Raw genomic sequence first — 18,717 nt, 5'->3', positions numbered from 1 at the left:
TTGTTAACGAATTAGAAGTTAAAATCAAAATCGACCAGCTTCTCCGCAATTTCGTTGAAGGATTCGGCGGACTGCCGGGAATATTCTTCCCAGGTCGCTTTATCCCAAATCTCGACCCGGCTGGAGACGCCGATTACGGTGCATTCCTTGTCGAGCTTGGCGTAATCGCGAAGATGGTTGGGCACGTTTACCCTGCCCTGTTTGTCCCATTCGCATTCAGACGCGCCCGAGAACAGCAGCCGTGAGAACGCGCGTGCATTCGCCGCCATCGACGGTAAGCTCTTGATCTTCTGTTCGAGCTGCCCCCACTCCTCGCGGGGATAGACGAACAAGCAGTTGTCCAGTCCACGGGTGATAATGAAGTCCGTGCCGAGAGCTTCGCGGAATTTCGCCGGGATAATAATTCTTCCCTTGTCATCGATCGTATGTTGAAATTCCCCCAAAAACATAAGCTCTCCACACCCCCCCCATTCTTCACCACTTTCCACCACTTTGAACCACTTATGATGATTATTCGCGAACAAAAATAAAAATCCTGCCCAAAGGACAGGATTTTCAAAAAAATATTTCATGAGATTAACGATCTTCCTCTTGCGAATCGGTCATCTTCGGGGGCAACTCTCGCCTCGGCGACTCCTCCGACTCCTCTGTCGGCAAGTCGGCGGAGGAGTCGGACTCGGTTGATTCCCGGGAACTATTCCAGGCCCTCCGATTGTGCGCCGATCTCTCGCGTCGCGCGCGGCTGCGCTTGCGGAGCCCGAAGTACGCAGGCACTCCCACGATCGCGGCAACGAGCAGCACCGGCAGTATGGCAGCGATCGCTACAAGCAAGCCTTCTCCCACTTGACCCAAAGCGCTGAGGCTTCCGGAGAGCGCCTTTGACATTCGCTCTCCGAAGCCGCTCTTCTTCTCCGACTCTTCCTTGACCTCCTCCAGGCCGGATGGCTGGTATAAACGAAGACTTACGGTAGAGAAGGCCACATTCTGTTTCAGATACCGTATCCGGCCTTCAATCTGCTCGATCTCCCCCTGAACCTGCGCAAGCTCGTTGGAGTAGGTCACCAGATCGGCCGTCTTCACCGCCTTATCCATGAAGGCCATCAGCCGCGCTTCCAACGTCTTCTTGGTCTTGAGCCGCGCATCCAGATCTACGAATTCCTCCGTTACGTCGCTCCCCTTGACCTCGCGCTCGAACTTCAAGCTTTTGATCTTCTGCAGCTTCTCCAGGAAGGAGGAGAAGCCCTCCGAAGGAACCTTGATCACGTACGACGCGCCGATCTCGTTCGTATTGCGGCTGTCGGAGAACTGCAGAACGTAAGCCCCGCCGAGGTGAATCAGGTTAAGCAGCTGCTCTTCGGCGGTCTTGAACTCCTCCACCTTCATGACCAGATCCGCCCGATAGATCACTTGACGCCCGTATCCCGCGTTGGCATCCGCGATAGGTCCGATCCCGCCGCCGCTTAAGGAAGCGTTCTGCTCCTCGGACAATGCCGCACCCCCCGCCCCCTCGGCCGGCGCCGAGGAAGGTTCCGCGCGGGACGACTGATCGGCGAGGCTCAGCTGCTCCGCTTCCGCCACGGCTGCTTGATTCGCAACGGGATCGGCGGCGTCATCCGAGTCCTTCGCGTTCGAGCTGCATCCCGTCAGCGCCGCCAGCAAAGCGAGTGCCGCCAACGCATAACATAACCCTTTGTACCATGCGTTGCTCCTGATTCCCTTCATCCATAATCTCCCCTTTTCTTGTTCTATTCCCAATAGACGCACCAGAAAAGGAATATGTTGCCGATCCTTGGATTACTCCCATTTGAAAAAGCGAAGAGATATACTCGTACATATCATAGCTAGCGCGATCATTACAACTACGGGAACGATGACGCTATCCATGGGCATGCCAAGTGAAGCGGCTTTCAGCATCTTAATCCCCTGTGTCAGCGGCAACAGATCGGCTGTTTTCTGAAGTGCCGCAGGCATAACCTCATAAGGCAAGGTAGCTCCGGAGAAAACGAGCATCGGAAAATAGAGCAGGCTGGCTGAAGCGCTTGCGATTTTCGTGTTTGGCGCCAGTCCGCCCACCAGCAGTCCTATGCTGAACATGGACAGCATGACCAGCAAGTATGCGCCTGCAAAGGCTAGCCAGGAGCCAGGAAATTGATAACCAAAAAATACGGTTGCCGTCAAATAAACAAGGATAAGCGAAGCAACGGAATAGATCGCGTAAATGACAACTTGTACGGCCAGGATAAGTGCGGGACCGGTCGGCGTTACCTTAAAGCGTTTGAGTATCCTTCGGTTTCGGTAATCGGAAACCACCAGTGGAAGGCCCATCACTCCCCCTGCGCATATCGCAATTGTCGCCACCGCTCCAAAGGATTGCTCCAGGAAGGAATACGCTGCGCCATCGAAAGCCGGCCTATCTCCGAAAACCGCCCCTAAGATGATCACCGCGACGACAGGCATGCAGATCGCAAAGATGAACATGTCCATCCCGCGCAGCGACAGCTTGCACTCTGTTTGGAGCAGCGCCCTAAACGCTCTCATTTTCTTGCTCCTCCTCGTCTGTATACCAAAGATACGCATCCTCGAATTTCTCGTGAGGGCTGGCCGCAACCGCCTCTTGCACCGTCCCGCAAAAAATGCTTTTCCCTTTTTTCAGAATCATGATCCTGTCGCAGAGAGCCTCCACCTCGTCCATGAAGTGAGAGGTCAACAAAATGGTTAACCCTTTTGCTTTTAAGCCGGAAAGACTTTTCCACACCTCCCGCCTCGCTCTCGCATCAAGCCCGGTAGTCAACTCGTCCAAAAAAACAACCTCCGGATTTGGAATTAAAGCAAGAACGATGAACAGTCGTTGCTTTTGTCCTCCCGAAAGCTCGCTTACTTGGCTTTTCAACTTGTCGGCAAGCCCAAACCGTTCTAACAAGCTCCTATAATCCACGGCAGCTCGGTACAGGGATGCCGTGACCTTACAAAGCTCCGCCACTCTTATCTTCTCTTGGTAATTGGCTTCTTGAAATTGAACGCCGACCTTCTCGAACAGAACTTTTCGTTCTTTAAGCGGATCCATCCCCAATATAGATACCGTTCCGCCGTCCTGTTTTTTGGTGCCTAACATACACTCGATGGCGGTGCTTTTGCCTGCGCCGTTTGCGCCCAGCAAGCCGAACACTTCACCGCGGCCAATCGATAGATTGAGACGATCGACTGCTTGGTCGCCGGCGTAAGACTTGCTCAAGTTTTCTACCCTGATCGTGGTTTCCACGTTGCCAAATCCCTCCTAAATCTCTATTTGCATAAATAAAAATAACACCAGAGCAAAGTCTGGTGTTAAAGTGTAGGGTTTGGTGTAAATTGCTGTTTCATCTCCTCCAGGCGGGCGAGCATTATCCGAGCGTTTTTCTCGGCGTATTGCAGGGATGTAAGCAGCTTATCGCATACGGAGATAATGCCGTCATATTCTTCGGGTGTATCTATTGCTTCTCGTATGTCCGCTTTGGGATCGTTGGACAAAGCCTTCAGCATCCGCAGGATTGCTGCAAGAGAATAATTGGCGCAGCGTAAAGAACGTATGATTTTCAACCGCCTGATATCCTCATCGGAATACACACGATAACCGTTTTGCTTTCGTTTCACAGTCAATAAACCATTCATTTCCCAATTTCTTAAGGCGTCTATTGAGATTTGCAGCAGATCGGCCGTTTCTTTTCTGACCAGAATAGCGTCGCTCGGCTCTTGGTTTTCACCCGACAACAGCTTTTCTGCAATCCTTATCGCTTCTTCGGCGTTTCTTTGCTCTCTTATTATTTGTTGGCAATAACGCTCCGTCAGATGAATAGCTTCGTCAAAATTTCCGGCAGAAGAAGTCTTAATGATCTCGATTGCTTGTTTACGCAGGCCATTTTGCAATACCTCGACCTGTAGAGCCGTTCTCGCAAATTTAAGCTGCTCCATATGAAAATCCGTAAAAACGCGATAACCATTCGCTTTCCGTTCCGGCTTTGGAATAAGTCCAAGCTGCTCATAAAGCCGTATGGTGTTAGGATGAACGCCGACGCTGTGCGCTAATTCTGCTGTTTTGTATGTATTCATAAATCCGGTCACCTCCCCCTCTACTGTATCATCCCTCAAAAGTCTGGTGTTATAGTGGAGTTTTTCACAAAAAAACCCGCGCCGCGGGAGCGGGCGGGAGGATCGAACCAATAAGATCAGTGAGCCGTCCAGCTTTGCAAATAAGCCTTCTGCTCTTCGGACAGCGCATCGATCTGAATGCCGAGAGACTGCAGCTTCGTGCGAGCGACCAGCTCGTCGAGCTCATACGGCACATTAATGACCTTGCTGCCGATCTCCTTGTAATTCTCGTTGACGTATCGCAGCGCGATCGCTTGCAGGGCGAACGTCATATCCATAATCTCGGCCGGATGTCCGTCTCCGGCGGCCAGGTTCACGAGGCGGCCTTCCGCCAGCACGTAGATTTTGCGTCCGTCCTTGAGGACATATTCCTCGATGTTGCGGCGAACGGTTCTCTTGGATACCGAGAGGGCCTCCAGTTCGACGAGATTAACTTCAATATCGAAGTGACCGGCGTTGGAGAGAATCGCTCCGTCCTTCATATCGGCGATGTGCGCACCGCGAATAACGTCTTTGTTCCCGGTTACCGTCACGAAGAAATCGCCTACCTTGGCGGCTTCCGCCATAGACAGCACCGTAAACCCATCCATGTAGGCTTCAACAGCGCGGATCGCATCCACCTCGGTCACGACGACATTCGCGCCGAGCCCCTTCGCGCGCATCGCAACGCCTTTGCCGCACCAGCCGTAGCCGTTAACGACAACCGTTTTGCCCGCTACGACCAGATTCGTCGTCCGGTTGATGCCGTCCCATACGGATTGGCCGGTTCCGTAACGGTTATCGAACAAGTATTTGCAGAAAGCGTCGTTGACCGCCACCATCGGGAACTTCAAGGAGCCGTCCTTTTCCATCGCTTTCAGCCGCAGAATTCCCGTTGTCGTCTCTTCCGCGCCTCCGCGCACCTGCGCGAGCAGGTCCTGACGCTCGGAGTGAAGAATCGACACGAGGTCGCCGCCGTCGTCGATAATGAGGTCGGGCTTCGTTTCCAGCGTTTGCACCATCAAATCCTTGTATTCCTGCGGGTCCGGATTGTACTTGGCGTATACGGCGATGCCGTCCTCGACGAGAGCCGCGCACACATCGTCCTGCGTCGACAGCGGATTGCTGCCGGTAATAACCACTTCCGCTCCCCCTGCCTGAACGACCTTGGCAAGATAAGCGGTTTTGGCTTCCAGGTGCAGGGAGATAGCGACTCGCAGTCCTTTAAATGGCTGATCGCGCTCGAACTCCTCGCGAATCTGGTTCAGGACGGGCATATGCGCCTGAACCCAGTCAATCTTCAGCTTGCCTTCCGGCGCGAGCGAAGGATCGGTAATCACACTTTTCAAAGCGGTTTTCATCATTCATTCCTCCAACTATTCGTTTGTATTTCAGATCGCTGCCGCAGCGTCAACCAGCCGATGGCCGCCGTTCGCGTCGAACGGTACGCTCTCCCATAGAGACAGCCAACCGGGTCCGTAACGATTCAAGAAGTGCACCGTTCCATATACCCTTTCCTGAGGCTTGCCTAGCGGCGTCAGCGATTGCCTGATTCGGTCCCACTGCCGCAGAGATGCCTCATGACGCTTGGCAATCGCATCCGAGGAGCGCGATTGCAAATATTCGATCTGATCCAGGATTTTGTCCTGATTGTTCTCGGCCAGCTTGGCCAGCCCCGGCTGCAATTGACTTACGGTGTCCAGCACAGGAGCGTACAGTGCCTTGAACTGCTCCTTGACCTGTAGGAACTGCTCCTCCAGCTGCCATTCATCCTGCTCGCCCAGCCATTGGGTCCTTCGCGTCTCCCACTCTTCTATCGCTTCCTGGACGGAGAGCGAATATTTGTCCAGCAGCTTCACGATAGAGGCCTCTACGAAGGTAAACGATTGACGGGGCAGCAGAAGCGGCACGGAAAGCTCGAATTCCCGAAACGCAGGCCCAAGAATGCCCCAGTAAGCCAGTTCGGAAGGTCCGAGAACGGCTGCTAGCACCGGAAGCAGATAATCTTGCATCAACGGACGAGTAAGGGCATTGGTGCTAAGCAGATCGGGATGATCCGCGGTCAATTGCTGCATTTCCTGACAGGAATAAGATACGTGTCCCCTCCTGTCGATGAAACGGCCATTCTCTTTATGAAGAAGCAATCTTCCTTGCTCATGATGGAGAAATAAATTCGCGCTGTCCGGGGCGATCTCGGCCTGCAGCGACAAGCCTTTGTCCAGCACGACGCGCTCGCCGGCCTTCAGCGCCCCTTCCAGGTCATCGTTGCGTTCGATCAACTCCCGGAACATCGGTCCTTCCAATGTTCTCAGATTTGGATCGTCGGCATCAAGCAGCAGGAGCCCTTGACCTCCGAACCAGTCGACCAGCAATCGCGCGAACGCCAGACTGAGCGAAGGCGCGTCGGCCACATGGCTTTGAAGCCGATCGAGAAGACCGGGCTTGAACTCGGTGTCCGGCAACTGGGAGGCCAGCTCCTGAAGGGCGGAAGCCCATTGCTCCTGCGTCAGCGGCGTACGGCTTACCGCAAGCCTCGGACCTTCCGGGCGTTCGATCCTTACGCGTCTCACCTCTCCGCCCGACGCCTGCACGTTCGCATGGTTCGCTTCGTCAAAGTCGTGATCCTCTCCGGCAATCCAGAAGACGGGAACGACGGGTCTGGAGAGCCGTTGCTCGGCCTCCTTCGCGGCTTGAATAACGCTAAGAGCCTTGTAGTAGATCAATAGCGCTCCGCCGAAGAGCCCGGCCTGCTGTCCTCCGACGACAACGAGGCTGTCCTCTTGCTCCAGCTTCGTCAGCGATCTGTCCACGGCGTCGGAAGGCGGCAGGCTGCGATGATAATCTCGGATGGCCGCCGCAACCCGGCGAGGATCGGCTCTGCGGCCAGCCGCGGCATCCAGCCGTGCGGCTCTGTCTTCCCAAGCTCCGGGCGCGGCCGGATGGCTTCCGAACAGAGCCAGAACTTCAGGATCTTCTAATCTATAACGTTCCGCCAATGAAACAGGATTGGTTTCCTTAAAATAGGTCGTATTCAAAGGGAGAATTCCCCCGATCTGTCGTTGTGCTATCAGAATCGATTTTACACAAGTGTGATCGGATCGTCAAAAGGTTTGCAACTTAAAAAATCATAGTTGCAAAAATGGAACGCGCTCGCGTGGTTTGCAGAGCGGCTTCCCGCTCCCCGGCCCGGACTTAAGCGGATTTGACCGGGAACAGAATCAACAGCAGCATTAGAATGAGATATAACGCCGACATACCGAAGAACGACAACCTCCAGACGGCTCTGAGCAGCTTTTGCGGTTCGATTTTGCCTCTTACCCGATTCTGGGCGTTGCCGATCAGTCCCCCTCCGATGAGCATCACCAGCAGAAGGAAGAAAGGCCCGAAGCTTGTATGTAAGCGCGAGTTCAGCAAGTAACCCACGATGCCGAACAGGAATGGGGTCGTAACATCCATCGCGAGCCGGATAGCCCTCTTGCGATCCGCGCCTTTGAATTTCATGAACTGATAGACGAGGATAAACGGCACAACCGGTATCGTGGCCAACAAGGCGTAGCTCTTGATCAATGCATGCCAGATGGAGCTCATTAGTCACCTCTCCTCCGTGTTTAATGAATCGCCTTGACGAGCGCCGTCACCGCGCGATTCCACGGCGCGTCCCGGCCGAGCCGGGCTGCCAATCGCACAATTTCTCCGTTGATCGAATCTATCTCCGTCGGCTTGCCCATGACCGCGTCCTGCAGCATGGAGGAGCGATTGTCGCGGGTTGCCGCGCACACGCGCATAACGGTGTCCCAGGATGCCTCTTGTTCATCCACGCCATACTCGCTCAATATGCTGAACGTTTCATCGAACAAGGCACGGGCCAGCTCCATGCGCTCGGGCGTTTCCGTAAGGCCTCCGTTGGGAATGCGCAAAATCGCCGTCAGAGGGTTAATGACAGCATTGATCAGCAGCTTGCGCTTCACCTCGATACCCAACTCTTTCGACAGAAAAACGGAAAATCCTGCCGCTTTCAGCATTCCTTCCACGTTTCTCAGGCTTTCCGGATTCGCCTTGCCGTCGTCTCCCAGGCGAATGTCCCCGCGGCCGGTGTGCCTTACGGTCGTATCGTCGATTCGCAGCGCGCCCTCAGTCGTCACCGCCAAGATAATCGTCCTTCCCGGCAGCGCCCGGCGCAGCAAAGCCTCATGGCCGACTCCGTTCTGTAAAGCCACAAGCGTCGCGGAGGGCGGCACAACGACGGCCAGACGGCTCAGGAACTCCGCCGTAAGCGAGGTTTGCTTGACGGCCAGAAGAACGACCCCTTCTTCGAACGTATCCGCATCCTCCCATGGGACAGCTTCAATCGAGAGACGCTGCGAAGGCGTTCCTTCCCCCTCATCCACCCCTAAGCCTTCTCTTCGAATTCGTTCGGCCTGGCTGCGGGTTTTCGTCCAGACCACGCAGGACTGTCCCGCGGCTTGAAGCCTGCCGGCCAGCAGCAAGCCGATCGAGCCTCCTCCCAGCACCGCAATCGTAGGTTTCATATGCAATCCCTTTCTATTCCCCTATCTGCTATAACGATACCAAAGGAAAACCCGCGAGGATAGCCCCGCGGGTTGGGATGCTGCTATTCGATTCGTTCGAGATTTCCGTTGGCGTCCATTTTGAACTTGGCTCTGTCCTCTTCCGCTTCCTCGGTCAGGAATGCCAGCCGGCGCGCCCGATCCATAATGCGGATCAATGCCTTGTAGTCATCATTGACGACCTGGTAGTCCGTCTGTACCTCGTTCACTTCCCTGGACAGCCGATCGTTCGTTTCAACGAGCTCGCTCAGCCGCTCCTCCTTATCCTTCAATTCCTTCTCCAGATGACGGATTTGCTTGCTCATTTCCTGCACGGTATTTTTCCATTGGCGCAAATAACGGATTATCGATTCAAGCGACATCGATTCAGGCGAGAGCAGCTCGGGTTTGCCGCTTTCCCCTTCCTCCGCGATTAATCGCTCCGTTCCGGAAATCGAGATTCCCTGCTTTTTGAGATAATTCCGTTTCTGACGCTGCTGCTTCGCCATCCCGATTGCCTCGTTGTATCTTTTGCGTACGCAGCTGTTCCATCGAAACCCGCAAGCAGCGGAAGTTCGGGCTATTCGCTGCCCCACTTCCTCGAACGCGGATAGTTGCGTGCTGCCATCGCGGATGTGGCGTAAAGTGACCTCCGCCAGGATCAAGTCGTCATCCGGACTCCATGCGTCTTGTCTCACAGCCGTCATGGGTGCCCTTCCCTCCTTAAATATCGCATATATTTTGCTGCTTTCTTCATTTCTATGCCCGTAGTAGAATTCATAGAATCTATCGGATACTTCTATTTATATCCATTTTCCACCCCGCTATACCTTTCGCAGCCGCCTATTTCACTTTCCCTGCCTTCTCGCGCATATCCCGGCGCGCGGAAGGGCATGTTACAGAAAGCCTTCGAAAAGTTTGCCGATTCGTCACGACTTGCTGGGTTTACACGCTTTTGTCCAACCGTTATAATATGCTTTAGAAATCGTCTTTGCGTGTATGAGAGGGGTATCAACAATGGCACGAATGTTTAGAGTGCTCGGCTTCTGGACGCTGGTCATCGCCCTGATGGCGTTTGCAGGAGACATGTACGAATTCGCATTGCTGTTTTTCATCCAAACTGCCGTTTTCTTCCTGGTCGGATATTTGAACTTCACCGAGCGGACTTACCTCATGGTCTTCTGGGGTTACATGGTATTGGCGTTCCTCGGGTTTACGTATTGGTCCGTGTTCGAAATGGGAATGCCCCTATAAACTTCGCGGCGAATACATACGTTAAACGCTAAGGAAAAAGGCTGTTTCTCCGTCAGCGGAGAAACAGCCTTTTTCCTTTCAACCTCCAACGCCGAATATTTGCACCTTGAACAATTCGCTCATGCCATCCGATAGCAGCAGCTGGCGAATGGCGCGGTTGCGTCGAACCAGCGGATGAAACGGGTCGGCAATTCCGTGCTCGCTCAGCCGCTCCAGTATCCCCGACTCCACCAGAAAGCGCTTCTGGGTGCCATACCAGATCAGCTCTCCCCCTTGAGCCTCTAAGGAGCGCCGGACATGACTGAAATTAACGTGCGCCGTAATGTCTTGAAGCCCCGGCCAAAGAAAAGGATCGTTGTGAGCGCGATGCTCCCGGTAACACAGGAGCGTGCCGTCCTTCCGATGCGAAGCGGTCAGCTCTTCCGTTACATCCCCGTAATCGATCAAGACAACAATTGCCCGGCGGAGGCGCGAGATCAATTTCGTTGCCCAATCGACGCCGTCCAGATTCGCTTCCACCGTCTGGCCATCCGGCAGGTCGTTCAACCCTTCCTCCTCCAGCCATTGCGTCAAACGCGGGTCCTCGACTTCGAGCAGGCAGGAGATTAAATTTTGACCATCCGGACAGGCGACCCCCCATTCCTGCAGCCGTCCGTTTTGCTTGACGAGACGATGTACCGGGAACGCATCCAGCAGTTCGTTCGCAACGACGATAACCGGACGGTCCGAAGGCAGAAGCGCCTCCCACCCGGCATCGTCCGCCACGCGAGCCATCCCCGATTGAATAAAGCTCCTCAATCGTTCTTCAGCCTGGCGGCGATGCTCAGGGTTCGCTTCAATCACGGTAACGGAGAAGGAATTGCCGCCTAGCTCAATCTCCGGAGAGTCGAGCTCGCTTCCCTCCTGCGGATGCCACGCGCTTAGCATGTGCTGAGCCAGCCTTCCGGTCCCTCCGCCCCAATCGATAACCTCGACGTCCTGATCGCCGCCGAACCGGGCGTAAGCCAGCTCGGCCAAGGCTGCCGCCAGCCTTTCTCCCATCATATCGCCCACAAAAGCGCTAGTATAGAAATCGCCCTCCCGTCCGACCTTCGAAGCCCCCGAACGATAATATCCAAATTCGGGATGATAGAGACAAAGCGTCATATACTGATGAAAGGAGATCGCGGACAGGACTTCGCCGTCCACCGTCAATCCCTTTCGATCGCTTCGGGAGATGCAAGCTCTCATAATGGCTGCAAGCGGCGTCTCTCCCTGCCGGGACAATTCCATGCTTACCGCACCTTTCCCAAGGGAATTTGAAAGTTTATAATAGCATAGGATCGGAAGATGCCGGAAAGGAGTGACCCGATGCGTCGCTTACTCATGCTCGTCCTTGCGGTTTCGGCGTTGCTTCTGTGCCTGACCCGAGGCGGGGCGTTGCTGCCCGTATATGCCGAGCCCTACCCTGAAAACACGAGAGAGCTGCTAGAGAAAAGCTTGTCCGTCGTGGAGCTTGACCGGGAGATCACGAGAATCTCCGGGCTGAAAAGCCGAACCCAATCCCAGATCGAGCAGAGCGAAAACCATTTGGCCGAACGGGAGATCGCAATCGCCGCGCAGCGGGAGAAAGCGGGCCGCGTGCTGCGATCCTATTATATGGGCTACAAGGATTTCTGGCTTTCCGCGCTGCTGAGCGCCGATTCCCTGCCGAAGGTCATTCGCGTCTGGGATACAATGGACCTTATTCTTCAATCCGATCACCAGACGATGGACGCCTATTCGGAGGAATACAGGCAGCTCAAGAAAGGCTATGAGCGTCTTCAGCAGGACAAAAATGATCTGTCTGCCGTACAGAGCCAATTAATCGAGCAGCGCGCAAGAATTACAGCCTTGCGCAACGACGTCGATCAGGCGCTGGCCGCCAGCGGCGACGAGCAAATGCTCCTCCGTCTAATGGAAGAGCTTCAAGCCTATTGGAAAAATGTCGGCCTGTACGAAGTCAAACAGCACTTCAAGGCGATGGCGGCAGCCATGAAGAATCTTCCCGACTTCGTCAAAGACAACCCCGGCATCGTTCAAACAAACGGCTTGAAAGCGAAGCTGGTGCTCAGCGATCAGCAGCTCAACGATTTTCTCCGTTCCGAGGACAGCCGCTTCGATGACTTCTCGTTCAAATTCGATGACGGCCTGCTGACGATGGAAGGCGACAACGGCAATCTTCAGGTGATCATTCAGGGGCGTTATTCGATCCAGAACGAGCCTGAGAACGCCATTCTGTTCCATGTCGACAAATTGGTCTTTAACGGACTTGCTCTTCCCGATACGACCAGAGCCGAGTTGGAAAGAGACTTTGATCTCGGCTTCTACCCGCAGAAGCTTATTAAATACGTCAAGGCAACCGGCGTCGAGATGGAGGACGGATTCTTAACCGTCCAGCTTGCGATCGGCGGCTGATGCGCCGCCGGCCTCAATCGGCAAAAGCCTCTCCCCACTGGGCCTTCCACGCGTCCAACGTCAGTCGGCCTTCGGACAATCCGCTCCATAGCTCTCCCAGCTGTCGCAAGCGTTCCGATGCCTCGGGCCCTGAGAGCTCGGGAGAAAGGCTGGGGAACGCTTGATTCGCGCGGCCTGGGATCAGATTGGACAACTGTCTGTCTCCGTCATAGAACGAACGGTAAACCGGCAGCAAGTCTCGCTGCTCCATCTGCTGCAACTGGGCCTGCTCCGCCGTCATCTCGGCAATCCATACGCTCGCGGCCTCTTCCGAAGCCGTACGCGAAGAGATGACATAGCTGCGGCCGCGCGGCCAAGTAAAGGGAAGCCTCCACGAACGATGATCGATCTCCAGCGCAGAGCTGCCCTCCGCGTTCAGCTCGCGCTCCAGGGCCGCAGCCTCCGAGTTGGGAACGATCGCCGCAAGGACATCGCCTGCACGCACGGCTTGAATGGCTTGACGATCGTCGTCCGTGAAGGCAACGCCCGCCAGCTGCTGGACGAGCAAAGCCAGCGCCTGCTCCTGAACCGTACCGGACCATACGCTCGAACCGCGCGTCCACCAATCGTCGCTGCGCTCGCCCGTGGCGCTCTCCATCCAGGCGAGCAAGGCAAGGGGATCATGCCCGTCCATGGCCAGCCATGACTGGGCGCCCCCCGCCTCTGCGCCGGCTTTCGCGGCCGCAGTCCACTGCTCGACCGTCAGCGGAAGCGCAACCCCCTCCCCCAGCCAGGCCGACAGCAGCTCGGTATTCCATACCAGAACAAGCGGATCCATATCCTTCGGAACGCCCCATAGAAATCCGTTCCACTTCAATGGACCGGACAAAGCCTCGAACTGCTCGGCAAGGGACTTGCCTGCGAACGCGGCGTCCGAGGGCAGCAGGTAGCCTGCGGCGGCGAACGCCTTCACCCACTCGTTCTCGAACAGCATAATATCCGCGGCCTCTTCGAGCTCTGCGGCCTGCCGATAAATCTCATGCGCCTCCTCCGGAGCGATCCTCCGCAGCTCCACTTCAATATCGGGGTGTCTGAACGCAAAGTCCTCGTTAAGCGCGGATAAAGCCGCAAACTCCCCTTCATCCATCGCCACCTCGACGAGCAGGCTGGAGATTTCCTCTTCTACCTCGGGCTCGGCGGTCGCCAAGGCCTCTCCCTCCATGACGGCAATGAAGGAAGAGGAAGGGGGAGGGGCATCCGCCCAAGGAGACAGAACCACTACCATGACACAGAGCAACAGGAACACCAGGGCCGACTTTCGACGCGCCACAGCCTTCACCTTTTTTCTATCCTGGCTTTTATTTTGAACATCGCTCCTTCCATGATAACAGGAGAGGTCCTTACTGTCTCGCTTTTTCGGTAAGCGCTTTATCGGGTATGATGGGAGTATCAGATTCCGGCTAACGAAGGAGGTAATGAGATTGAATCCCGTTCGAAAATTCGGCTTGGAGCTGCAACGCTTCCCCCTCCCGTCTCCGACGGCTTCACGCGAGCTTTTTCTCGGACTGGCCGAAGCGGCGCGTCCATCCGATATTCATGAGGAGCTGGCCGTCTTCGATTCGGAGCTCCGGCTCCATCAGGCTTCCTTGCAGCTCGAACAGCTTGGCGAGCCCTTCGGCCGCATTGAATTGCTTCAGCTTGAGGAGGTCGGCTTGCAGCGCGGCGAGGCCTTTCATGATTACGCCATTGTGACGAGAAACGGCCGTATCTACCTGGACTGCTGTCTTTCGGCCCTGTTCTCGCTGCATACGGCAAAGCCGGGCGCGGAGTCCGGCCCGGCTTTGCTGCAATTGGAAGAGCACCTGATCGCGCGAACGAGCTGCAACGGCTTGCCGCTGTACGCCATCGACCGCCAGCTTGCCGACTTGGCGGAAAGAATCGCCCGCGCATACGGCTGCGGCGTGGAGTGGCATGAGCCCGAGCGGTTCGCCTCCGCTACAGCCTCTCCGTAGCCAATTGGGCCAAGCGGGAGCGCTCGCCCTTCTCCAAGGTAACGTGACCGCTTATGCCTTCCTCCTTGAAGCGCTCGACTAGGTAGGAGAGTCCGTTGCTCTGGGAATCGAGATACGGATGATCGATCTGCTCGGGATCTCCGAGCAAGACGATCTTGCTGTTCTCTCCTACGCGCGAAACGATCGTTTTCACCTCATGCTTGCTCAGGTTTTGCGCTTCGTCGATGATAATGAATTGTCCAGGTATGGACCTGCCGCGAATATACGTCAGCGCTTCGACCTGGATGCTCCCCATCCCCATCAGAATTTTATCCAGATCCCCGGCCTTCTTCGTATCGAACAGATATTCCAGATTATCATAGATCGGCTGCATCCAAGGACGCAGCTTCTCCTCCTTCTCGCCCGGCAAATACCCGATATCCTTTCCCATAGGCACGACGGGACGAGCGATCAGCAGCTTCTTGAACTTATGCTCGTCTTCCACCTTCAGCAGACCGGCGGCCAGCGTAATAAGGGTTTTGCCCGTGCCGGCGCGCCCGGTGAGCGTGACAAGCGGAATATCGTCGTTCAGCAGCAGCTCCAGCGCCATTCGCTGCTGCGCATTGCGGGCCGTAATCCCCCACACGGGGTCATTGCTCATGTGAAGGGGCTCCAGCCGCTGACCGTTCGGGGTCACCTTAAGCAGCGCGGATTTGGAGGTGCCTAATTCGTCCCGGAGAATTACGAACTCGTTCGGGTAAAGCCTCGTCCGAAGACCGAGCTGACTGATCGTCAAGGAACGCGTGGAGTAAAACTCGTCGATGACGGAGGGATGAACCTGCAGCGTATGATGCCCGCTGTACTGATCGGAGCCGACGACCACCTGATCGGACAAATAATCCTGCGCGGTAATGCCGAGCACATCGGCCTTTACGCGCACGAGCACATCCTTGCTGACCAGCACGACCGGGCTCGGATCGCTCTTCTCCTGTTCTTCCATATGGTAATTCAGCGCTACGGCAAGGATTCGGTTGTCGTTCGTCATTTCCCCGAACAGCTCCTGCACCTTGACGAAGCGGCGATGATTCATTTCCACCTTAAGCACGCCTCCGCCCGGCAACGGCACACCCTGATGCAGCGGTCCCGACGCTCTCATCGCATCGAGCTCTCGCGAAATATTGCGGGCATTGCGTCCGATCTCATCGGCGAGACGTTTCTTCGAATCGATCTCTTCGAGCACGACGGAAGGAATGACAACTTCGTTGTCATCGAAGGCGAATAAGGAGAGCGGGTCATGCAGAAGCACGTTTGTGTCCAGAACATAAATTTTTCGCATGAGGCGTTCCCTCCCGTTAAAGGCGCATTGGCGCTCCGATATTCGTACGACCGGACATCATTTTCTCCAAAACTTGCCTACATAGCGAACGAACGGCGGGGAACATTAGCAATAAAGCCTTTCCTGCGATTAACCGCAAGTCGACCTCGCGGAAGACTGACGGTTGTCCGGGCATCCCTCCAAATTCGGGTGGTGAAACGATGAAGAAGCAACTGAATAGCATCGCTTGTTCAATCGCAGCGCTCATGGCGCTTGCGTTGACAATCGGGACAACCGGCTGCGGAAGCAAAGCCTCAATGCCCAAAGCGGCCGAATACGAACCCCGTGCCCATGCTCTGCACGTCCCTCCTAAAGCGCTAGATCGCAATCCGAAGGTCGTATCCGACCATCTGGAAGCGCTCGCCCGCGGCGTGCAAGGCGTCAAGAACGCCAACTGCGTTGTGTTCGGCAAGTACGCCATCGTCGGGATCGACGTCGACGAGAAGATGGAACGGACGCAAGTCGGAACCCTTAAGTATGCGGTGGCTGAAGCCTTCCGCAAGGACCCTTACGGCATTGACGCTCTCGTTACGGCGGACGTCGACATGGGCCAGAGACTTCGGGAAATTCGGGCAGACGTCCGCGAAGGACATCCGATATCCGGCTTTACGGACGAGCTTGCCGATATTGTGGGCAGATTGATCCCGCAAATTCCGCGCAATATCATTCCCCCGAAATCCCCTGAGAATCTGGGGACAAGCACCGTCGATCGGCTCAGGTAAAAACGGCTTCGCCGTCATTGAGTACGGCGGCACGCGTTTTGCCCAAAAAAATGACAAAAAGCCCAGTGAAATTCACTGGGCTTTCGTCAATGCCGCACACCCGCAGCTCTGTGCGGGCAGCATGCAAATAAGCGACAGATGGCGTACTCATCCGACAATGCCGACTTGCGGACAGCAAAAGGTCGGTTTCAGGGCAAATTCGTTCGGCTATGGAAAAAGCTTTCAATTCCGTCACCAGCAGCCCCCCAAGCGGTTGTTGCTTGCCTAGATTATAACATAAAGGCTTCCGGTTTCCAACGGACTTTCGCTTGCTTTGCAGGCAACGCAAGCCGCTTTACCCCGCCAGCTCCGAAGCGTTCCGGGCAAGTGCGGCGAGCCGATCGCGAATTTTCACCGTTTCCCCGATAATAATCAAGGACGGATTCCTCGCCTTCTCGATCTCCGCCAATCGCTCCAGACTCCCGAGCGTCCCGACGAGCACCCGCTGGGACTCGGTCGATCCGCGCTCGACGATCGCAGCAGGCGTGTCTTCGCTTCTGCCGTGGACGATTAATTGCTCCCGGATTTCCCGGATCCGGCCTATTCCCATATAGATGACAAGCGTGTCCGCGCCTTGAGCCAGCAGATCCCACCGCACCGCGCTTGCGGCTCCGTCGCTGCGGCTGCCTGTAACGAAGGCCACGGATGCGCTCATATCCCTGTGAGTCAACGGAATGCCTCCGGCTGCAGCCGCGCCGAGCGCCGAGGTTACCCCGGGAACAATCTCGTAGGGAATCCCTTTTTCCGCCAGTGCCAGCGCTTCTTCCCCGCCGCGTCCGAAAATAAGCGGATCTCCCCCCTTAAGCCTCACAACCCTTTTGCCTCTTAACGCGTGCCTTGCCATCTCTTCCTGTATGCGTTCTTGCGACATCGAATGCGCGCCCGGCATTTTGCCGCAATAGATCAGCAGCGCATCCTCCTTCGCGCAGGAGAGCAAATCTTCGCTTACGAGACGGTCGTACAGAAGAACATCTGCCGCTTTGATAAGACCAAGCGCTTTGACCGTGATCAGATCGGGATCTCCCGGACCGGCGCCAACAAGGTGTACACTCCCTGTAATCATGCGCTTTTCCCCGCTGCCGAGGCATCGCTTCGGGCCAATGGAGAACCTGGGTTCCCGGAATTAAGCCGGCTGCTTTTTCGCTGGGACAGATTAAACAAGATGCCCGTGAACAGCGCGCCTCCTGCGAAATTGCCAAGCAGCACCGGAATTTGATTCCACAGCCACCAGTCTGCCAGACCAACATCGGCGCCCAGCATCATCCCGGCAGGAATGACGAACAGGTTCACGACGGCATGCTCGAAGCCCTGCCCGAAGAAAATAACGATCGGCAGCCACATCGCGGCGATCTTCCCCAGCGTCGAGCTGGAGGTAAACGCCATAACCGCCCCCAGCGTTACCATCCAGTTGCACAGAATAGCTTTAATGAACACAAGCGCCATCCCCTCTCCGCCCATATCCCGATACGCCAGCGTTTTCGCCTCAGCCGTCTGGACAAGCGTCTGGGCGAGCGGATGAGTCATATCCGTGCCCATCTTCGTAACGGTCAAGCCGTACAGAGCCGCATAGACGAGACAGCCCAGCAAATGTCCAAGAATCACCCAGAAGTAATTCCCGAGCATTTGACCCATCGACGCTTTCTTCTTCAGCACGGCGAGCGGAATGAAGCCGAAGCTTCCGGTCACCAGCTCCAGTCCGAGCAGAACGATGATCACGAACCCGACGGGGAAGATGACGGCCCCCGCAATGCCCAGCTTCGTTTGGGCGACGGTCGTAAAGGCCAAAGTCGTGGCGCAGGCGAGAATGGCTCCAGCCAAAGCTCCTCGAACGACCATGTTCATTCGGCTCAAGCCCGCCTTGACTGCCCCCGCTTCTACCATTTGATTCAAAACCTGCCCCGGCTTGATGTAATCCATGCTGCTCTCCCCCTCGATCTAGACCGTTACATATATTGCTCCGTTGCTCTTGTCCACTTCTACCGCGAATGTATGGACGCAGCCCTCGTCCGGGTCCTGCACGCGACCGCTGCGCAGATCGATCCTCCAGTCGTGCATCGGACAGTGAACGACCTTGCCGCACACCATTCCTTCGGACAACGCTCCTCCCTTGTGCGGGCATTTATTCTCGACTGCGAGCACTTCTTCGTCGGACAGTTTGAACAAAGCGATGTCCTTGTCCCGTATGCGAAGCGTGCGCGAGCCTTTCGGGTCAATCTCGCTGATATGGCCAACCAAATGCTTTGTCATGTCCATGCACCTGCCCTTTCCTT

General features: G+C 55.7%; 21 protein-coding genes. 4 read left to right on the top strand and 17 right to left on the bottom strand.

Annotation, left to right across the window (positions count from 1 at the left end; translation table 11 throughout):
- Positions 1-11: 11 nt before the first annotated feature.
- From mraZ to ACFO1S_RS19445, 10 genes are all read right to left on the bottom strand, one after another.
- Positions 12-449, bottom strand: a complete 438-nt coding sequence (mraZ, locus tag ACFO1S_RS19490; protein ID WP_204601230.1) for a division/cell wall cluster transcriptional repressor MraZ — start codon at positions 447-449, stop codon at positions 12-14.
- A gap of 127 nt (positions 450-576) precedes the next feature.
- Complete coding sequence (locus ACFO1S_RS19485) at positions 577-1,722, bottom strand: DUF4349 domain-containing protein (protein WP_204601229.1); 1,146 nt, start codon at positions 1,720-1,722, stop codon at positions 577-579.
- A 72-nt stretch (positions 1,723-1,794) separates the two neighbouring features.
- Entirely contained in the window at positions 1,795-2,538 is a 744-nt protein-coding gene (locus ACFO1S_RS19480) for an ABC transporter permease (RefSeq protein ID WP_204601228.1), read from the bottom strand.
- Positions 2,525-3,259 carry an ABC transporter ATP-binding protein gene (locus ACFO1S_RS19475; protein ID WP_204601227.1) on the bottom strand — a complete coding sequence of 245 codons (735 nt, stop codon included), beginning with the start codon at positions 3,257-3,259 and terminating at the stop codon, positions 2,525-2,527. Before ACFO1S_RS19475 ends, ACFO1S_RS19480 begins: the two co-directional genes overlap by 14 nt.
- Before the next feature lie 65 nt (positions 3,260-3,324).
- The gene (locus ACFO1S_RS19470) at positions 3,325-4,086 is read right to left on the bottom strand and encodes a MerR family transcriptional regulator (RefSeq protein WP_204601226.1); all 762 of its coding nucleotides are present in this window, start codon (positions 4,084-4,086) and stop codon (positions 3,325-3,327) included.
- A gap of 116 nt (positions 4,087-4,202) precedes the next feature.
- Positions 4,203-5,465: an adenosylhomocysteinase gene (locus tag ACFO1S_RS19465; protein ID WP_204601532.1), complete on the bottom strand. Its 1,263-nt coding sequence runs from the start codon at positions 5,463-5,465 to the stop codon at positions 4,203-4,205.
- A 30-nt stretch (positions 5,466-5,495) separates the two neighbouring features.
- A complete protein-coding gene (bshC, locus tag ACFO1S_RS19460; protein ID WP_204601225.1) occupies positions 5,496-7,139 on the bottom strand; it encodes a bacillithiol biosynthesis cysteine-adding enzyme BshC in 1,644 nt (547 codons plus the stop codon).
- 157 nt (positions 7,140-7,296) lie between these two features.
- Entirely contained in the window at positions 7,297-7,692 is a 396-nt protein-coding gene (locus ACFO1S_RS19455; RefSeq protein WP_204601224.1) for a DUF3397 domain-containing protein, read from the bottom strand.
- Between the two features lie 20 nt (positions 7,693-7,712).
- Complete coding sequence (locus ACFO1S_RS19450; protein ID WP_204601223.1) at positions 7,713-8,633, bottom strand: ketopantoate reductase family protein; 921 nt, start codon at positions 8,631-8,633, stop codon at positions 7,713-7,715.
- A gap of 83 nt (positions 8,634-8,716) precedes the next feature.
- A complete protein-coding gene (locus tag ACFO1S_RS19445; protein WP_204601222.1) occupies positions 8,717-9,358 on the bottom strand; it encodes an RsfA family transcriptional regulator in 642 nt (213 codons plus the stop codon).
- A gap of 310 nt (positions 9,359-9,668) precedes the next feature.
- Between ACFO1S_RS19445 and ACFO1S_RS19440 the strand changes: the two genes are divergently transcribed.
- The gene (locus ACFO1S_RS19440; protein ID WP_204601221.1) at positions 9,669-9,905 is read left to right on the top strand and encodes a DUF2626 family protein; all 237 of its coding nucleotides are present in this window, start codon (positions 9,669-9,671) and stop codon (positions 9,903-9,905) included.
- Positions 9,906-9,983: 78 nt separating this feature from the next.
- Here ACFO1S_RS19440 and ACFO1S_RS19435 read toward each other — a convergent pair whose 3' ends face one another.
- The gene (locus tag ACFO1S_RS19435; RefSeq protein WP_204601220.1) at positions 9,984-11,177 is read right to left on the bottom strand and encodes a class I SAM-dependent methyltransferase; all 1,194 of its coding nucleotides are present in this window, start codon (positions 11,175-11,177) and stop codon (positions 9,984-9,986) included.
- Positions 11,178-11,255: 78 nt separating this feature from the next.
- Between ACFO1S_RS19435 and ACFO1S_RS19430 the strand changes: the two genes are divergently transcribed.
- Positions 11,256-12,341, top strand: coding sequence for a coiled-coil domain-containing protein (locus tag ACFO1S_RS19430; RefSeq protein ID WP_204601219.1), 1,086 nt, complete (start codon positions 11,256-11,258; stop codon positions 12,339-12,341).
- Positions 12,342-12,354: 13 nt separating this feature from the next.
- Here the strand turns inward: ACFO1S_RS19430 and ACFO1S_RS19425 are convergent, their stop codons facing one another.
- Positions 12,355-13,659, bottom strand: a complete 1,305-nt coding sequence (locus tag ACFO1S_RS19425) for an extracellular solute-binding protein (RefSeq protein WP_204601218.1) — start codon at positions 13,657-13,659, stop codon at positions 12,355-12,357.
- A 142-nt stretch (positions 13,660-13,801) separates the two neighbouring features.
- On the opposite strand from ACFO1S_RS19425, the gene ACFO1S_RS19420 reads away from it, so the two are divergent.
- Positions 13,802-14,332, top strand: a complete 531-nt coding sequence (locus tag ACFO1S_RS19420) for a hypothetical protein (RefSeq protein WP_204601217.1) — start codon at positions 13,802-13,804, stop codon at positions 14,330-14,332.
- Here the strand turns inward: ACFO1S_RS19420 and ACFO1S_RS19415 are convergent.
- The gene (locus ACFO1S_RS19415; RefSeq protein WP_204601216.1) at positions 14,316-15,647 is read right to left on the bottom strand and encodes a PhoH family protein; all 1,332 of its coding nucleotides are present in this window, start codon (positions 15,645-15,647) and stop codon (positions 14,316-14,318) included. The genes ACFO1S_RS19420 and ACFO1S_RS19415 overlap by 17 nt on opposite strands.
- 200 nt (positions 15,648-15,847) lie before the next feature.
- On the opposite strand from ACFO1S_RS19415, the gene ACFO1S_RS19410 reads away from it, so the two are divergent.
- Positions 15,848-16,408, top strand: a complete 561-nt coding sequence (locus tag ACFO1S_RS19410; RefSeq protein WP_378127383.1) for a YhcN/YlaJ family sporulation lipoprotein — start codon at positions 15,848-15,850, stop codon at positions 16,406-16,408.
- Here ACFO1S_RS19410 and ACFO1S_RS19405 read toward each other — a convergent pair.
- From ACFO1S_RS19405 to nirD, 4 genes are all read right to left on the bottom strand, one after another.
- Positions 16,401-16,643, bottom strand: a complete 243-nt coding sequence (locus ACFO1S_RS19405) for a hypothetical protein (protein ID WP_204601215.1) — start codon at positions 16,641-16,643, stop codon at positions 16,401-16,403. The genes ACFO1S_RS19410 and ACFO1S_RS19405 overlap by 8 nt on opposite strands.
- 99 nt (positions 16,644-16,742) lie before the next feature.
- Positions 16,743-17,507 (bottom strand): uroporphyrinogen-III C-methyltransferase, encoded by a 765-nt coding sequence (gene cobA / locus ACFO1S_RS19400; protein WP_204601530.1) that lies wholly within the window; start codon positions 17,505-17,507, stop codon positions 16,743-16,745.
- Positions 17,507-18,364 (bottom strand): formate/nitrite transporter family protein, encoded by an 858-nt coding sequence (locus ACFO1S_RS19395; RefSeq protein ID WP_204601214.1) that lies wholly within the window; start codon positions 18,362-18,364, stop codon positions 17,507-17,509. Before ACFO1S_RS19395 ends, cobA begins: the two co-directional genes overlap by 1 nt.
- An 18-nt stretch (positions 18,365-18,382) precedes the next feature.
- Positions 18,383-18,694, bottom strand: coding sequence for a nitrite reductase small subunit NirD (gene nirD / locus ACFO1S_RS19390; RefSeq protein WP_204601213.1), 312 nt, complete (start codon positions 18,692-18,694; stop codon positions 18,383-18,385).
- Positions 18,695-18,717: the final 23 nt, after the last annotated feature.

The organism is Cohnella boryungensis, assembly GCF_042651945.1.
Classification (GTDB): Bacteria; Bacillota; Bacilli; order Paenibacillales; family Paenibacillaceae; genus Cohnella; species Cohnella boryungensis.
The sequence above is the reverse complement of the archived record's forward strand: the minus strand, read 5'-3'. Positions and strand labels throughout refer to the sequence as shown.

Coding starts and splice junctions, on each gene's coding strand:
- ACFO1S_RS19480 (WP_204601228.1), bottom strand. CDS start 2,538: ATGAGAGCGTTTAGGGCGCTGCTCCAAACAGAGTGCAAGCTGTCGCTG.
- ACFO1S_RS19450 (WP_204601223.1), bottom strand. CDS start 8,633: ATGAAACCTACGATTGCGGTGCTGGGAGGAGGCTCGATCGGCTTGCTG.
- mraZ (WP_204601230.1), bottom strand. CDS start 449: ATGTTTTTGGGGGAATTTCAACATACGATCGATGACAAGGGAAGAATT.
- ACFO1S_RS19485 (WP_204601229.1), bottom strand. CDS start 1,722: ATGAAGGGAATCAGGAGCAACGCATGGTACAAAGGGTTATGTTATGCG.
- ACFO1S_RS19465 (WP_204601532.1), bottom strand. CDS start 5,465: ATGAAAACCGCTTTGAAAAGTGTGATTACCGATCCTTCGCTCGCGCCG.
- ACFO1S_RS19395 (WP_204601214.1), bottom strand. CDS start 18,364: ATGGATTACATCAAGCCGGGGCAGGTTTTGAATCAAATGGTAGAAGCG.
- ACFO1S_RS19415 (WP_204601216.1), bottom strand. CDS start 15,647: ATGCGAAAAATTTATGTTCTGGACACAAACGTGCTTCTGCATGACCCG.
- ACFO1S_RS19435 (WP_204601220.1), bottom strand. CDS start 11,177: ATGGAATTGTCCCGGCAGGGAGAGACGCCGCTTGCAGCCATTATGAGA.
- ACFO1S_RS19445 (WP_204601222.1), bottom strand. CDS start 9,358: ATGACGGCTGTGAGACAAGACGCATGGAGTCCGGATGACGACTTGATC.
- ACFO1S_RS19470 (WP_204601226.1), bottom strand. CDS start 4,086: ATGAATACATACAAAACAGCAGAATTAGCGCACAGCGTCGGCGTTCAT.
- ACFO1S_RS19440 (WP_204601221.1), top strand. CDS start 9,669: ATGGCACGAATGTTTAGAGTGCTCGGCTTCTGGACGCTGGTCATCGCC.
- ACFO1S_RS19455 (WP_204601224.1), bottom strand. CDS start 7,692: ATGAGCTCCATCTGGCATGCATTGATCAAGAGCTACGCCTTGTTGGCC.
- nirD (WP_204601213.1), bottom strand. CDS start 18,694: ATGACAAAGCATTTGGTTGGCCATATCAGCGAGATTGACCCGAAAGGC.
- ACFO1S_RS19410 (WP_378127383.1), top strand. CDS start 15,848: ATGAAGAAGCAACTGAATAGCATCGCTTGTTCAATCGCAGCGCTCATG.
- ACFO1S_RS19430 (WP_204601219.1), top strand. CDS start 11,256: ATGCGTCGCTTACTCATGCTCGTCCTTGCGGTTTCGGCGTTGCTTCTG.